The sequence below is a fragment of the Pseudomonas sp. GW823-FHT02C05 genome (assembly GCF_058797595.1).
The window spans coordinates 48613-63705 of sequence record NZ_JBXAJU010000007.1 but is presented as its reverse complement, the minus strand read 5'-3'; the positions used below and the strand labels follow the sequence as shown (position 1 = coordinate 63705).

Here is a 15093-nt window from a genome sequence, read left to right as displayed (position 1 = left end):
TTCCTTAATCCTCGACCACCCAAGTGTCCTTGGTCCCGCCGCCCTGTGAGGAATTCACCACCAACGAACCTTCACACAGGGCCACACGGGTAAGACCACCGGGCACCACACGGGTTTCACCACCAGAAAGGACAAAGGGCCGCAGATCGATATGCCGCGGGGCGATGCCGCTTTCGACAAAGGTCGGGCAGGTGGACAGCGCCAGGGTCGGTTGGGCGATGTACGCCTCGGGCCGGGCCTTGATCCGTACGCGGAACTCCTCGATCTGCGCCGCCGTGGCCGCCGGCCCCACCAGCATGCCGTAGCCGCCGGAACCCTGGGTTTCCTTAACCACCAGTTGCGCCAGGTTGGCCAGCACATGGGACAGCTCGGCGGGACGGCGGCACTGCCAGGTCGGCACGTTCTGCAGAATCGGCTCTTCGTCCAGGTAGAAGCGGATCATCTCGGTGACATAGGGGTACACCGACTTGTCATCGGCCACCCCGGTGCCGATGGCGTTGGCCAGTACCACAGTGCCCGAGCGGTAGGCTGCCAACAGGCCGGGCACGCCGAGCAGGGAATCGGGGTTGAACGCCAGGGGGTCGAGGAAGGCATCGTCGAGGCGACGGTAGATCACATCCACCGCCTGCGGGCCGGCGGTGGTGCGCATGAACACCCGGTCGTCACGCACGAACAGGTCGGCACCTTCCACCAGCTCCACTCCCATCTCCCGCGCCAGGAACGCATGCTCGAAAAATGCGCTGTTGAAGCGCCCCGGGGTCAGTACCACCACCATCGGATTGTCCAGGGGGCTGGAGCTTTTCAGGGTATCGAGCAACAGGTTCGGGTAATGGTCGATGGGGGCGATGCGCTGGGCGGCGAACAGCTCGGGAAACAGGCGCATCATCATCTTGCGGTCTTCGAGCATGTAGCTGACGCCGCTGGGGGTGCGCAGGTTGTCCTCGAGCACGCAGTAGCGGCCGTCGCCGTCGCGTACCAGATCAACTCCGCAGACATGGGCATAGACATCACCGTGCAGGTCCAGGCCCTGCATGGCCAGCTGGTACTGCTGATTGGCCAGGACCTGCTCGGCGGGAATGATCCCGGCGCGGATGATTCGTTGCTGGTGGTAGAGATCGGCCAGAAACAGGTTCAGCGCCCGTACCCGCTGGATGCACCCTTGTTCGATGATCCGCCATTCCCGGGCCGGGATGATGCGGGGAATGGTGTCGAAGGGAATCAGCCGCTCGGTGCCCTGCTCATCGCCGTACAGGGTGAAGGTGATGCCGGCACGGTGGAACAGCAGGTCGGCCTCGCGACGGCGGCGGGCCAGGAGTTCGTCGGGGGTATTGGCCAGCCAGCGGGCGAACTCGCGGTAATGCTCGCGAACCTGGCCGTCGGCCCCATGCATTTCATCAACAGCGCTGTGGTTCATGCCGTACTCCCTGTCACCTGCACACCCGGGCTTCGCCAGCCCTGTGCCTTCGGCACAAGCGCCCCAAAATCAGTCCGTTGCAGCCCAAGGCCGATGCCCGCATTACCGATGCATGCGGACCGCCCTGCCCCGGCCATGGCTGGCACCGGTCTTGGCTATCACCAGCATAGTCAGAGTTGATTTCACTGCCCGCTGGCCACTGGGGATAATCGCGTCCATCGAGCAAACACTTCGCCAAGCCTGATGAAGTCGCTGCTGCAACCTTGATGACGCCGATGACAACCGGGTCCGGGCTCTCCCGACCGGTTCCCTCTCCTGACCGGTCTTCCCTTTTAGCCACCCTCTCGGGTGGCTTTTTTTACCTTGTGCGGGCCCCGAAAACACAATTGGCCGGCCCAGGGGCCAGCCAATTGCCTGTCTCGGTATATCTAGCGCAGGCTATACCAGCCGTCCACGGATCTCCTGTTTCACTCCCCAGCCCTCAATGATGCCGCCCAGGGGCTCGACCACCGCCTCGAAGTCCTGTTCAAAATCCCCGATGCCGCCATAGGTGGCGTACATCACCTTGCTCAGTTCCAGGTACCAGGCGCCGTCGTCACGCACGCTGACCTGGGCATTCAAGGATTCACCGCGAAAATGTCCTGCCGCCCTGCGTGCCCGCTCCTCATCCGGAAAAATGGCGTAGAACTCGATGGGATGGAATCGTGAAAAGTCGAAACCGCCTTCTTTCATGCGGCGCAGCACACTGCTGCTGATGTCTTCTTGAACGGCTGTGCTCATGAAACGTCCTCCTCAAACCGATGGATAGACTTTCCGTGTTTCCCGAACCACCGGCCAAAGGGACCGGCATCACGACCCGGGGCGGGTCGTCAGGAAACAAGCATGGAGCTGACAAGATCAGAGCCTAGCGAAGAATTCGCTGATCTCGCTTGCAGATTAGCGCCTTGCTCTGGACGTCGCCAGAAATTGCTGCGAAGCGCGCTCTACCCTATCTAGATCGGCGTGATACTGAGAATCTGAATGCTGTTCTGCTCTTTCAGGCTCTTGAGGGTGGGGTCCTCGGTGCGCCCGTCCAGATCGTTCAGGTCCAGTTCGGCACTCACTGGCAACAACTTGGCCCGCACCAGTTGTGCGGCGCGCTCCATCGTCGGTTGCTGGTCGCAGTCGAAATGCTCGACGGACTGGACACCATGATCGTCAACGAAAGTGACTTGCCACTTTTGCATCAGTGCCTCCTCGATAGCCCCATGAGTGGGCTGACAACATCTCGACCCTGAGCAACGGGCAATCGTTCCACCGCGCTGCCGGAACACATCAATGACAAGGCCGCCCGAAGGCGGCCCTGGTAATGCTGGCAAAACTCAGCCGATCAAGGCTTTTCGGCGCGAGCCTTGAGTGCCTTCAGGGTGTTGAACGGCGCATCCACCACGAACTTGTTGGCCAGCCAGGACGGCACGCTGCCACCCGGCTCGGTGTGCACCTGGTAGGTCACTTCCACCTGGTCGGCGCCTTTGGGTACGAACTTCCAGTAGCCCTCGACCTGGGCCACCCGCACGAAGCCTTTCTCTTCAGGGATGTAGGTGGGCACGCCCTCCAGTTTGCGGGTCAGGCTGCCGTCGGCCGCTTCGCTGGTAGTGATGTGCAATACCGAATCACGGGCAGTGACTGGCCACGGGGTGTTGAACTGGGTGTAGGTCCAGCTTTGATCGCCCTCGTGCTTGAGCAGTTTCTGGGTCTTGCACTCATGGATCCAGGAGCAGGCGCCCGCCACGTCTTCCTGAAGCGCGCGGAGCTTGGCGATGGAGGTCTTCATGGTGGTCACACCACGGTAGGCCTTGTATTTGGAGCCGGCCACTTCACTCAAGGAGACCTTGATGCCGTCTTCATCCTTGGCGGTTTGCCAGTCTTCGGCGTGGGCCGTTGCCGACAAGAGCACGGTTAAACCACAGAGCACAGCCATTCGTTGCAGCGAACCCATTGTCTTATTCCTTATTGTTGAAGTTCCGTTCATTGAGAACACTCTATGCCGCGGTCACTTGTTCCCACCAGCCAATCAGGCGGATGGCTTCTTCGCGGCTTTCGCCACACACCTCGGGATCCGCCAGGAACGCCCCACACACCGCCGGCCGCTCCGGCAGGCCGAACAGCCCGCACAGGTGTTCGACAGAAAGATGCAGGCAACGTTCTCCCGCCGGCTTGCCCTGGGGCATTCCGGGAATCGGGGTGCTGATGGAAGGGGCGATGCAGCAGGCGCCACAACCTTCACGGCAGTTCATGAGGAAAAGCTCCTTGCGACAAGCAGAGTGTTGAATGACGCCCGCCAAGAGTAACCGCTAAAACAGCCGTTTAAAATTACTCAAAGAACGGATTTGACGCACAACCGTGCGTGACTGATCAGTCTCCGACAAAGTGTCGAGCCAACCCGTCACAGAAGAGGATGAAGAATTTACTGCTTGAACTCGAAATCCAGGGCCGCGCCTTCGATATCCCGACGTTCCTCGTTGCGCAGCTGCAATTGCATTTCATTGCTGAGCAAGCGGCCGTTGAGCTGGAACGGGCTGCTTTCCTTGGGCTTCTCGCCAAACATCTGAGGCAGCAGCGGCTCGCGCTTGGGTAGCGGCACACTGCCCACCGGCTGCAGGTGCTTGACCATTTCCGGCGGCAGGCTCAAGTCCACCTTGGCGCTGGGCAACGGCTTCTTGATGTCCTGATAGGCCCATTTGGACTTGGGCTTGGCGGGCGCCTTCTTGGCCGCGGACTTGCTCTTGCTGGCACTGGCCGAAGGCTTGGCCTTGCTGGCCGGAGCCTTCTTGGCAGGGGCCGCCTTAGTGGCGTGGGCCGCCCCCGCAGCCGGCTTGTCCTGGGAGGAAGCCGCCTGGACAGGAGCCACGAAGGCGGTTCCCAACAGACAGACACTTAACCAGAGGGCAGGTAGAAAGGCTTTCATGAAAGACAGGTAGATCGACAAAAGGTCCTCTATGCTCGCTTGTTGCAGGCCCCATGACAAGCACAGGGCCACACTGATTAAAATCCGCCCGCCGCCTCCTGGCACAACTGGCTGGCAAGCATTCCCAAAGTCATCAGGGCCCGCTCGGCCTCGCGATTCCAGGGCGTACCGCAGTTGAGCCGCACACAGTGGTTGAACTGCTCGGTGTTGCTGAAGATCAGCCCCGGGGCGATGCTGATGCCCTGCTGCAAGGCTCGCACATGAAGCTCCTGGGTGTTGACCCGCCCCGGCAGGCTGACCCAGAGAATGAAGCCCCCGTTGGGCCGGGTGATCTGCGTGCCCTCAGGGAAGTACTGCTGCACCGCCAGCTGAAAGGCGCTGAGATTCTTCCGGTATTCCTGGCGGATGTACCGTAAATGCCGGTCATAACCGCCGTTTTCCAGGTAGGCCGCAACCCCCATCTGGGTGACGCTGCACGCAGAATGGGTGCTGAAGGTCTGCAGGCGCTGGATCTCCTGCTGGTACTTGCCGGCAATCATCCAGCCGATGCGCACGCCGGGAGACAAGGTCTTGGAGAAGCTCGAACAGTAGATCACCCGATCCAGGCGGTCATAGGCCTTGAGGGCCTTGGTACGCCCCACCTCGAACATCAACTCGCCATAGATATCGTCCTCGACCACCTGGATATCGAAATCCGATGCCAGGCGCAGCAACTGCTTCTGCCGCTCCTCGGGCATGGTGCCGCCCAGGGGATTGCTCAGGCGTGTGGTCAGCACCAGGGCCTTGATCGACCATTGGTTGGCCGCCAGTTGCAGGGCTTCCAGGCTCATGCCGGTGGACGGATCACTGGGAATCTCGATGACCTTGAGCCCCAGCAAGTCCGCCAGTTGCAGCAGGCCGTAGTAGGTCGGCGACTCCGCAGCAATCAGGTCCCCGGGCCGGGTCAGTACCCGCAATGACATCTGCAGGGCATCGACGCAGCCGTGGGTGATCACCACTTCCGACGGGTCGACCACCACCCCGGCATCGCGCATGCGAATGGCCACCTGACGCCGCAGTGGCTCGAAGCCCGGGCTGAACATGTAACTGAATGCCCGGGGGCTGTGAAACCGGGTGACCTTGGCCAACTGCTGGTGCAGCGCCCGTACTGGCAGATAGTCAACGCTGGGCACTGCGGCCCCCAACGGAAACACACCTTCGCGACGGGACTCCACCAGCACCTGCTGAATGATGCTGCTGCGGGTCACCAGCCCTGGGCGCTCGACCCGGGCGATATCCGGCGTGGGCGCGGTCAGCGCCGGCGTCTGGTGCACGTAGTAGCCCGACTGCGGGCGCGCGCGAATCAGCCCCTGGTCTTCGAGGTTGGCGTAGGCCTGGAGTACCGTGGCGTGGCTGACATTGAGCTGCGAGCTCATCTTGCGTACCGACGGTACGCGCTCCCCCGGCTGGTAGACACCACGGCGAATATCCTCAGCCAGTTGCTGAGCGATACGTTGATAGAGCAAGAGATTGGTCATGGCGCAGCACTCGATTTCACGGCGTTTTATTCTTGTGTGAAACAATACCGGCACAGTTTAGAAGTGTACTGGGACAGTTTCTACAATAGTCGAGGACACGGGGCAGTGAAAAGCATAACTGTAGGGTTTTTGTGAACCTCTTGGCAGGCATAAAAAAACCCGACGCGAGCAAGGCGTCGGGTTTTTCCGTGGCACTGGCGCAGCTTCAGCGAGAAGCGCCCAACTGGCCTTTTTCGTCGGAGAACACGATCTCCACCCGACGGTTCTGCGCCCTTCCCCGCTCGGAAGCATTGGCCTCCACCGGATAGTCGTCGCCATAGCCTTCGACCTGGATGCGTTTTTCATCGATACCCAGGTCCACCAGCACATCCGCCACGGCTTGGGCGCGGTCCTTGGACAGCTGCAGATTGCTCTGGCGCTCGCCGGTGTTGTCGGTGTAACCCTCGATGCGCACCACGCGCTTGGGGTTCAACTGGAGGAACTGCACCACCTTGAGCACGGTGCGGTTCGCCGAGTTCTTCAGTTCCGCTTCGCCGGTATCGAACAGCACATCCCCCAGAGTCATCACCAGACCGCGATCGGTCTGGGTGGTGGCCAGGCTGATGATCTGTTCTTCCAGCCATTTGCCCTGCTGCTGCACGCTGAGCAACTTGGCTTCGCGCAGGGCCAGTTGCAGGCGCTGGCGCTCCAGCTCGAGCTTGGCCGCACGCTCGTTATTGAGTGCCTGTTCGGTATGCTCACGGGCGATTTCGCTGTAGCGCCGACTCAGGTAGGCGTAATGCTCCACATCGCCACCGCTGCCCCAATAGGTGGAGAGGCGATCGGCACGTGCCAGGGACTCCCCGGCACGGATCACGTCCTTGGGCGCGATACGCAGCACGTTGGAGTCTTCCTTGACCTTCTGGAAGTCGTTACTGGCCTGCTGCAGGGCTTCTTCGCTGTGCTGGCCAGCGCAGCCATAGAGTCCGGCGCATGCCAGGAGCACTGCACTGCCGATGATCCGGGTAGACAGATTCATTGGGCATCTCCCAGTTGCTTGCGCAGGCGAGTGATGCGGATATTGAGTGCATTCACCTGTTCCTGGCTCTTGCGGGTCAGGACCTTGGCTTCGGCCAGGCGCGCATCCAGTTCGGCCTGTTCGGCGCGCATCCGCGCTTTCTTGTAGGACTCATCCTGCATGTTGCCCTGCGCCCGGGAGAACTTGTCTTCGGCCAGTTTCAACTCGGGCATGTCCTCGGCAGAAGCCCCCACGGCCTTGGCCTGCTCCAGCGTCTGCGCGGTGAGGCGCATCTGCTCGATGGGCGCCGGATCGGTTGCACAACCCGCCAGGGCGAGAACAGCCATGGCGGCGAAAAGAGGTCGAATAGTCACACAAGATTCCTACTGTTTTGGGCTGCTGACGGGTTGCTGCAACTGGGCCTTCCAGCGCTCCAGATTGCGCTGCAGCAAGGTCTCCGTCAGACCGGACGCGGGCAATTCTGTCATCTTTTTGGCCAACTGTCCGCGCAACCATGGGTCATTGCAGGCGGAGTTATGGGACAGCGCAAGGAACAGCCCCGGTTTGTCGATGGGCTGGGGAAACGCCGCCAGATCCGCCGTCATGCCCAGGGTCTGGGCCATGGCCATGCCTGCGTAGCGAGGCGCCAGCACATAGTCCACCTCCCCCAGGAGCAACGTCTGGAAGACCTGGGTCAGATTCGGCAGGCGCTTGAGTTGCAGATGCTCCTTGGCCATGGCGACAAAGGGCTGAGTCAGCCGGGCCTTTTCCGACACGGCGCCGGGATGGCCTGCCAGGTCTCCCGGCTGGGTGTAGCTGAGGGTCGAATCCTTGCGGGTCCAGACCAGATAGTCGTTCTGCACCAGCGCCGGGTGGATGTAGTCCAGCGATTCCAGCTCATTGAAGGTCAGCGGTGCATCGGCGAGCAGGTCCATGCGCCCGGTGCGTACCTCGTCCAGCGCCTCGGAGCGCTTGCCGGCATACAGCACCTCGACCTTCAGCCCCAGCTCCCCGGCCACCTGCTGCAGCAGGTCGGCGCTGGCACCCATCAGGTGCTTGGGGTCCTGAGGGTCACGCCACAGGTAAGGCGGTGCATCGGGACTGCCAGTGACCACCAGACGCTCGCACTTGCCCGCCGCCATCGACAACGATGGCAACAACGTCAGGCCCAACAGCACTGGCCAGCCACTCATGCGGCGCAGATCCATGGCGAAACCCTCCCCCGGCAAAAAACACACATAAAAAAACCCGGCCAAAAGGCCGGGCTCTTTATAAGTGAAGACGCCGGATTAGACCAGCTTCTCCAACTCAGGTACGGCTTCGAACAAGTCCGCTACCAGGCCGTAGTCGGCTACCTGGAAGATTGGCGCTTCCTCGTCCTTGTTGATCGCGACGATCACTTTGGAGTCCTTCATGCCCGCCAGGTGCTGGATCGCGCCGGAGATACCGACGGCGATGTACAGCTGTGGCGCAACGATCTTGCCGGTCTGGCCGACCTGCATGTCGTTGGGCACAAAACCTGCGTCCACCGCAGCGCGGGACGCGCCGACAGCAGCGCCCAGCTTGTCGGCCAGGGCATACAGGTGCTTGAAGTTGTCGCCGTTCTGCATGCCGCGGCCGCCGGAAACGACGATCTTGGCTGCGGTCAGTTCAGGGCGATCGGACTTGGCCAGCTCTTCGCCAACGAAGCTCGACTTGCCGGCATCGTGAGCGGCGCCCACGGTTTCGACTGCAGCCGAACCACCTTCAGCGGCAACGGCGTCGAAACCGGTGGCACGTACGGTGATGACTTTTACGGCAGCCGAGGACTGCACGGTAGCGATGGCGTTACCGGCATAGATCGGACGCTTGAAGGTATCAGCGCTTTCTACCGAGATGATTTCGGAGATCTGGTCAACGTCCAGCTGAGCGGCAACCCGCGGCAGGATGTTTTTGCCGTTGGAAGTAGCGGCAGCCAGGATGTGGCTGTAGCCAGCGCCCAGTTCGGCCACCAGCGGCGCAACGTTTTCCGGCAGTTGGTGAGCGTAGGCGGCGTTGTCGGCCACCAGCACTTTGGCCACGCCAGCGATCTTGGCCGCGGCTTCAGCCACGGCGCCAACGCCCTGGCCGGCTACCAGTACATGCACGTCACCACCGATTTTGGCGGCGGCGGCAACGGTGTTCAGGGTGGCCGGAGCCAGCGCCTTGTTATCGTGTTCGGCGATTACCAAGATAGTCATGATCAGATTACCTTCGCTTCGTTTTTCAGTTTCTCGACCAGTTCAGCCACCGACTTGACCTTGATGCCCGCGCTGCGTGCAGCCGGCGCTTCGACTTTCAGGGTCTTGTTGGTGGAGGCGGTGGAAACGCCCAAAGCATCAGGAGTCAGCGTTTCAAGCGGCTTCTTCTTGGCTTTCATGATGTTTGGCAGAGACGCGTAGCGCGGCTCGTTCAAACGCAGGTCGGTGGTAACGATGGCTGGCAGGTTCAGCGCAACGGTCTGCAGGCCGCCGTCAATTTCACGGGTGACGTTGACCTTGTCGCCGGACACTTCGACCTTGGAGGCGAAGGTGCCTTGAGCGTAGCCGCTCAGGGCTGCCAGCATCTGGCCGGTCTGGTTATTGTCGCTATCGATGGCCTGTTTGCCGAGGATCACCAGCTGTGGCTGTTCCTTGTCGACCACGGCCTTGAGCAGCTTGGCCACGGCCAGGGAGTTCAACTCTTCAGCGGACTCGACGAGGATCGCGCGATCGGCACCCAGTGCCAGGGCGGTACGCAGTTGCTCTTGAGCAGTAGCAGGACCGATGGAGACGACGACGATTTCAGTCGCTACACCTTTCTCTTTCAGGCGTACGGCTTCTTCCACTGCGATTTCGCAGAAAGGGTTCATCGACATCTTGACGTTGGCGAGGTCGACGCCGGAGTTGTCCGCTTTGACGCGAACCTTGACGTTATAGTCGACCACTCGTTTGACAGCTACAAGAACCTTCATGGATTCCTCGTTACTCTCCGGTGAAAAGAAAGTCGCCTAGGCGAGAACCTGGCGGTTGATGCTCATCGGCACAAGGGCACCTCCAAAAACGCTGGCGCACAAAAAGGTTGACCTTGCTCACGGGGTGATGACCGTTCGTCAGTGGTGACCGACGAGTCATTCATTATCGCGGCGTGTAGACTGCGCACTTTCAAGCTGCGCGCGCGTCACCTTTACTGCCTTTGCCCTGTCTTTAGAGGTGCTCTTGAAACCAACAGTCAGCCTACGGCGAGCGCAAAACCGACCGTATCTTGACCGGAACGCCTTTTCCGGTCAATACGGCAAAATAGCCGTTTATAAGCCGCGCTTCTTTGATTTATCTGGGCTGCGGCAAATTCAAACAAACGTTTGTATTGGACGCTGAGAGTGGTGTAGATATAATGCGCCGCCCAGAGAGAAAGGTCGGCTGTCCTCCCCTTCTCCCCCCATGCGCGATGGGAGAAAACGGGGGATGCAACGCCAAACCTCCAATTAGAAAAAACCGTTGAGCCTTGAGTAGGAGATAGCCTAGTGGAACGCGAATACATGGAATTCGACGTGGTCATCGTCGGTGCCGGCCCCGCAGGCTTGTCCGCCGCTTGCCGCCTTAAGCAGAAGGCCGCTGAAGCCGGGAAGGAAATCAGCGTCTGCGTGGTTGAAAAAGGCTCCGAAGTCGGTGCTCACATCCTTTCCGGTGCCGTGTTCGAACCACGGGCCCTGAATGAATTGTTCCCGGACTGGAAGGAACTGGGCGCCCCGCTCAACACCCCGGTCACCCGCGACGACATCTATGTCCTGCGCAGCGGCGAAACCTCCACCAAGGTTCCAGACTTCTTTGTGCCCAAGACCATGCACAACGAAGGCAACTACATCATTTCCCTGGGCAATCTGTGCCGCTGGCTGGCCCAGCAGGCCGAGAACCTGGGCGTGGAAATCTACCCGGGCTTTGCCGCCCAGGAAGCCCTGATCGACGAAAACGGCGTAGTCCGCGGGATTCTTACCGGCGACATGGGTGTCGACCGTGAAGGCCAGCCGAAAGAGGGCATGTACACCCCCGGCATGGAACTGCGCGGCAAATACACCCTGTTCGCCGAAGGCTGCCGTGGCCATATCGGCAAGCAACTGATCAAGCAGTTCAACCTGGACAGCGACGCCGACGCCCAGCACTACGGCATCGGCCTCAAGGAAATCTGGGAAATCGACCCGGCCAAGCACCAGCCTGGCCTGGTGGTGCACACCGCCGGCTGGCCGCTGGACATCATGAGCAACGAGAACACTGGCGGCTCCTTCCTCTATCACCTGGAAAACAACCAGGTAGTAGTGGGCCTGATCGTCGACCTGTCCTACGCCAACACTTACCTGTCGCCGTTCGACGAGTTCCAGCGCCTCAAGCATCACCCGGTGCTCAAGCAGTACCTGGAAGGCGGCAAGCGCGTCAGCTACGGCGCCCGCGCCATCTGCAAGGGCGGCCTGAACTCGCTGCCGAAGATGGTGTTCAAGGGTGGCGCGCTGATCGGCTGCGACCTTGGCACCCTGAACTTCGCCAAGATCAAGGGCAGCCACACCGCCATGAAGTCCGGCATGCTGGCCGCCGATGCGGTAGCCGACTCGCTGTTCGCCGGCTCCGAAGGCGCCGACGAACTCAAGAGCTACGTCGATTCGTTCAAGGCCAGCTGGCTGTATGAAGAGCTGTTCGCCAGCCGCAACTTCGGCCCGGCCATGCACAAGTTCGGCCCGATCATCGGCGCGGGCTTCAACTGGATGGACCAGAATATCTTCGGCGGCAAACTGCCGTTCACCCTGCACGACACCAAGCCGGACTACGCCTGCCTGAAGCTGGCCAAGGACTGCGTGAAGATCGACTATCCGAAACCCGACGGCAAACTCAGCTTCGACAAGTTGAGCTCGGTGTTTATCTCCGGCACCAACCATGAAGAAGAACAGCCTTGCCACCTGAAGCTGACCGACCCGAGCATCCCGCTGAGCCGCAACCTGCCGCTGTACGACGAACCTGCCCAGCGTTACTGCCCGGCCGGCGTGTATGAGGTGATCACCCAGGAAGATGGCGAGAAGCGCTTCCAGATCAACGCGCAGAACTGCGTGCACTGCAAGACTTGCGACATCAAGGACCCGGCCCAGAACATTACCTGGGTCACTCCGGAAGGCGCCGGCGGCCCGACTTACCCGAACATGTAAGCCGGTGCGATAAAAGAAGGCCCCCTTTATGGGGGCCTTTTTCATGCCCGGGATTCAGCGACACCGCCACCTGTAGGAGCCGGCTTGCCGGCGAAGAGCCGCCCAAGCCTTGCTCCGGCCCAAGGGCGCGGTGTTTTCAGGCGGCGCGTTCTTCGCCCGGGTTGCGTTCGAAGTAGCGCTTGTACTCGCGGCTGAACTGCGAAGTGCTCTGGTAGCCCACACGATGCGCCACCTGGGCCACGCCCAGCCCCTCTCCCAGCAGCAACTGCTGGGCCTTGAGCAGGCGCAGGCGCTTGAGGTACTGCACCGGCGACAGCAGGGTGCTGCGCTTGAAATGCTCGTGGAAGGTCGAGGTGCTCATGTTGGCGCAGCGGGCCAGGGTCTCGACGTTCAACGGCTCGGTGTAGTGCTCGTGCAGGTGATTGAGCGAAGCCGCAACCCGGGCGAACTGCCCCTGCTGCTCCACCAGCGCCCGCAGCGCATCGGCCTGGGGCCCGCGCAAAGCGGCAAAGAGCAACTCACGCACCCGTGAAGGGCCCATGACCTTGCACTCCAGAGGATCGTGCAGGCAGCGCAACAGGCGTTCCACGCAACCACGCATGGCGTCGTCGAGCACAGCCGAGGTCATCGACTCCAGGGTCTGCGCCGAAGCCGCCCGGCCTTCGGTGACGCCCATGGCCAGCACCAGCTCGCTCAATACCGCCCGGTCGATGGCGATGGAAACCCCCAGCAGCGGCGCATCGGGCAAGGCGAAGGTTTCGCACTCGAAGGGCACCGACAGGGCCTGGATCAGGTAATGCCCGGCACCGTATTCCAGGGTTCGCGTGCCCAGGTAGGCCAGCTTGCTGCCCTGGGCAATGATCATCAGGCTCGGCTCATAGATCTGCGGGCCCCGCGCCACGTCGCAACTGGCCCGCAGCACCTGGACCCCGGGCAAGGCGGTGGCAACAAAACCGTCACGGCTGGCAAGGGGCTGGATCAGCGAGACCAGGGTGGCGTTGGCGTCCAGATGGCGGGTCAGCAGCATGGGGAAAACTTCACGGAAAAAGGGACGAAAACATCATCGCAGGTCTGTACGCCAATGCCGCGTGAAAACCGCCAATGCCGGAGGAATAGGCATGACATGCCGAGGAATCGCCATGGTTGGCCCAGGGCCCGACGCCGAGAATGCCACGCCTCAATCGTCAATGCTTTTGCGAGGTCCACCATGTACACCGCCATCGGTTATGCCGCCCAATCGGCCACCACTCCCCTCGCCCCCATGAGCTTCCAGCGCCGCAGTCCGCGTGCGGACGACGTCGCCATCGAGATCCTCTACTGCGGCGTCTGCCACTCCGATATCCACCAGGCCCGCAACGAATGGGGCATCGCCGTATACCCGCTGATGCCGGGCCACGAGATCGTCGGCAAGGTCACAGCCGTCGGCGCCAACGTCAGCAAGCACAAGGTCGGCGACCTGGTGGGCGTCGGTTGCATGGTGGATTCCTGCCGCCACTGCGAGGCCTGCGCCGCCGACCTGGAGCAATACTGCCTGCAAGGCCCGACCATGACCTACGCCACCCCGGACCGGGTCGATGGCAGCAACACCATGGGCGGCTACTCCGACAGCATCGTGGTCAGCGAGCACTTTGTGGTGCGCATTCCGGAGAAACTCGACTTGGCCAGCGCCGCGCCAATCCTCTGCGCCGGCATCACCACCTACTCGCCACTCAAGCATTACGGGGTCAAGCCCGGTGACAAGGTGGGGATTCTCGGCATGGGCGGCCTGGGCCACATGGGCATCAAGTTCGCCAAGGCCCTGGGCGCCGAAGTGACCCTGTTCACCCGCTCCGCGAGCAAGGCCGAAGAAGCCCGCCGCCAGGGTGCCGACCATGTGATCGTATCCACCGACGCGGCGCAGATGCAGTCGGTGGCCGGGCACTTCGACTTTCTCCTGGACACCATCCCGGTGCCCCACGACCTCAACCCCTACCTCGACACCCTGCGCTTCGATGGCGTGCATATCCTGGTGGGCCTGATCGAACCGGTGGACCCGGCGCTGCACGCCGGCAAGCTGGTGATGAGCCGCCGGGTGCTGGCCGGTTCGCTGATCGGCGGCATTGCCGAGACCCAGGAAGTCCTGGACTTCTGCGCCGAGCACGGCATCACCTGCGATATCGAAATGCTCGACATCCGCCAGATCAATCAAGCCTACGAGCGCATGATCAAGGGTGATGTGAAGTACCGCTTCGTGATCGACATGGCGACCTTGAAAGGCTGATTCTCGACACCGTCAAAGCATGGCTTGTCGCCGGGGGCGCCGATGGCGTGCGCCTTCGCCGGCACGCCGGCTCCTCCACGAGCAAGCTGGCGTCAGCCGCGAGCAAAGGCGCGCAGCACTTCGCCATCCATGCGGTACTTGACCCATTCCTCCTGAGGCTGGGCGCCCAGGGACTTGTAGAACTGGATCGCCGGCTCGTTCCACTCCAGCACGCTCCATTCGAAGCGCCCGCAATCATTGTCACAGGCGATCTGCGCCAGATGCCGCAGCAGTTGCTTGCCCGCCCCGCCGCCCCGTTGTTCCGGAGTGATGTAAAGGTCCTCCAGGTACAGGCAGTTGCTGCCCAGCCAAGTGGAATAACTGAAGAAGAACACCGCAAAGCCGATCGGCACGCCTTCGCGCAGGCAGATCAGGCCATGGGCCGTGGCCCCCTCGCTGAACAGGCTGCGTTCGATATCGGCGACGCTGGCGATCACTTCATGGCGGGCCCGCTCGTAATCGGCAAGTTCGGTGATGAACGCAAGAATCTGCGGGGCATCGCTGGGCAGTGCAGGACGGATTTCTACGGTCATCGACGGCTCTCTTGTTGGAATCAGGCGGCCATATTAGAACGGCAGCAGAAATACATGCACGACCATTTATGCCAAGCCCCCCGGCCCAGCTCCTTGCGCACGGCACTTACTCCGCTGCCGACTAACCCTGAGGCCTGCAGGAACACAACAAACACCAGGAGGCGCCATGTTAGAAAGCCCGACATGACTTCAAGCATAAAG

General features: G+C 61.4%; 16 protein-coding genes. 2 read left to right on the top strand and 14 right to left on the bottom strand.

Features of this window, described 5'->3' with window-relative positions:
• Positions 1-4 precede the first annotated feature (4 nt).
• The 12 genes from AC1RGE_RS30330 to AC1RGE_RS30275 form a co-directional block, all read right to left on the bottom strand.
• Positions 5-1414, bottom strand: a complete 1410-nt coding sequence (locus tag AC1RGE_RS30330; RefSeq protein ID WP_492585564.1) for a circularly permuted type 2 ATP-grasp protein — start codon at positions 1412-1414, stop codon at positions 5-7.
• Positions 1415-1852: 438 nt separating this feature from the next.
• A complete protein-coding gene (locus AC1RGE_RS30325; protein WP_011060150.1) occupies positions 1853-2194 on the bottom strand; it encodes a ribonuclease E inhibitor RraB in 342 nt (113 codons plus the stop codon).
• A gap of 212 nt (positions 2195-2406) precedes the next feature.
• Positions 2407-2640 carry a hypothetical protein gene (locus AC1RGE_RS30320; RefSeq protein ID WP_015634724.1) on the bottom strand — a complete coding sequence of 78 codons (234 nt, stop codon included), beginning with the start codon at positions 2638-2640 and terminating at the stop codon, positions 2407-2409.
• A gap of 143 nt (positions 2641-2783) precedes the next feature.
• The gene (locus AC1RGE_RS30315) at positions 2784-3392 is read right to left on the bottom strand and encodes an START domain-containing protein (RefSeq protein WP_011060148.1); all 609 of its coding nucleotides are present in this window, start codon (positions 3390-3392) and stop codon (positions 2784-2786) included.
• A gap of 43 nt (positions 3393-3435) precedes the next feature.
• Positions 3436-3690, bottom strand: coding sequence for a YkgJ family cysteine cluster protein (locus AC1RGE_RS30310; protein WP_011060147.1), 255 nt, complete (start codon positions 3688-3690; stop codon positions 3436-3438).
• Between the two features lie 170 nt (positions 3691-3860).
• Positions 3861-4361, bottom strand: a complete 501-nt coding sequence (locus AC1RGE_RS30305) for a translation initiation factor 2 (protein ID WP_065364693.1) — start codon at positions 4359-4361, stop codon at positions 3861-3863.
• A 77-nt stretch (positions 4362-4438) separates the two neighbouring features.
• Entirely contained in the window at positions 4439-5878 is a 1440-nt protein-coding gene (locus AC1RGE_RS30300) for an aminotransferase-like domain-containing protein (RefSeq protein WP_011060145.1), read from the bottom strand.
• A gap of 205 nt (positions 5879-6083) precedes the next feature.
• A complete protein-coding gene (locus AC1RGE_RS30295) occupies positions 6084-6896 on the bottom strand; it encodes an OmpA family protein (protein ID WP_011060144.1) in 813 nt (270 codons plus the stop codon).
• Complete coding sequence (locus tag AC1RGE_RS30290) at positions 6893-7249, bottom strand: DUF4398 domain-containing protein (protein ID WP_492585562.1); 357 nt, start codon at positions 7247-7249, stop codon at positions 6893-6895. Before AC1RGE_RS30290 ends, AC1RGE_RS30295 begins: the two co-directional genes overlap by 4 nt.
• 9 nt (positions 7250-7258) lie before the next feature.
• Positions 7259-8083 carry a substrate-binding periplasmic protein gene (locus AC1RGE_RS30285; RefSeq protein ID WP_053157134.1) on the bottom strand — a complete coding sequence of 275 codons (825 nt, stop codon included), beginning with the start codon at positions 8081-8083 and terminating at the stop codon, positions 7259-7261.
• A gap of 81 nt (positions 8084-8164) precedes the next feature.
• The gene (locus AC1RGE_RS30280; RefSeq protein WP_011060141.1) at positions 8165-9094 is read right to left on the bottom strand and encodes an electron transfer flavoprotein subunit alpha/FixB family protein; all 930 of its coding nucleotides are present in this window, start codon (positions 9092-9094) and stop codon (positions 8165-8167) included.
• Between the two features lie 2 nt (positions 9095-9096).
• Entirely contained in the window at positions 9097-9846 is a 750-nt protein-coding gene (locus AC1RGE_RS30275) for an electron transfer flavoprotein subunit beta/FixA family protein (protein WP_015634720.1), read from the bottom strand.
• A 549-nt stretch (positions 9847-10395) separates the two neighbouring features.
• On the opposite strand from AC1RGE_RS30275, the gene AC1RGE_RS30270 reads away from it, so the two are divergent.
• Positions 10396-12060: an electron transfer flavoprotein-ubiquinone oxidoreductase gene (locus AC1RGE_RS30270; RefSeq protein WP_011060139.1), complete on the top strand. Its 1665-nt coding sequence runs from the start codon at positions 10396-10398 to the stop codon at positions 12058-12060.
• Positions 12061-12196: 136 nt separating this feature from the next.
• On the opposite strand, the gene AC1RGE_RS30265 is transcribed toward AC1RGE_RS30270, so the two are convergent.
• Positions 12197-13087, bottom strand: coding sequence for an AraC family transcriptional regulator (locus tag AC1RGE_RS30265; RefSeq protein ID WP_011060138.1), 891 nt, complete (start codon positions 13085-13087; stop codon positions 12197-12199).
• A 180-nt stretch (positions 13088-13267) separates the two neighbouring features.
• Here AC1RGE_RS30265 and AC1RGE_RS30260 point away from each other — a divergent pair, with 180 nt between their 5' ends.
• On the top strand, positions 13268-14320 hold the full coding sequence (locus AC1RGE_RS30260) for an NAD(P)-dependent alcohol dehydrogenase (protein ID WP_011060137.1): 1053 nt from the start codon (positions 13268-13270) through the stop codon (positions 14318-14320).
• Between the two features lie 92 nt (positions 14321-14412).
• Here the strand turns inward: AC1RGE_RS30260 and AC1RGE_RS30255 are convergent, their stop codons facing one another.
• On the bottom strand, positions 14413-14892 hold the full coding sequence (locus tag AC1RGE_RS30255; RefSeq protein WP_011060136.1) for a GNAT family N-acetyltransferase: 480 nt from the start codon (positions 14890-14892) through the stop codon (positions 14413-14415).
• Positions 14893-15093: the final 201 nt, after the last annotated feature.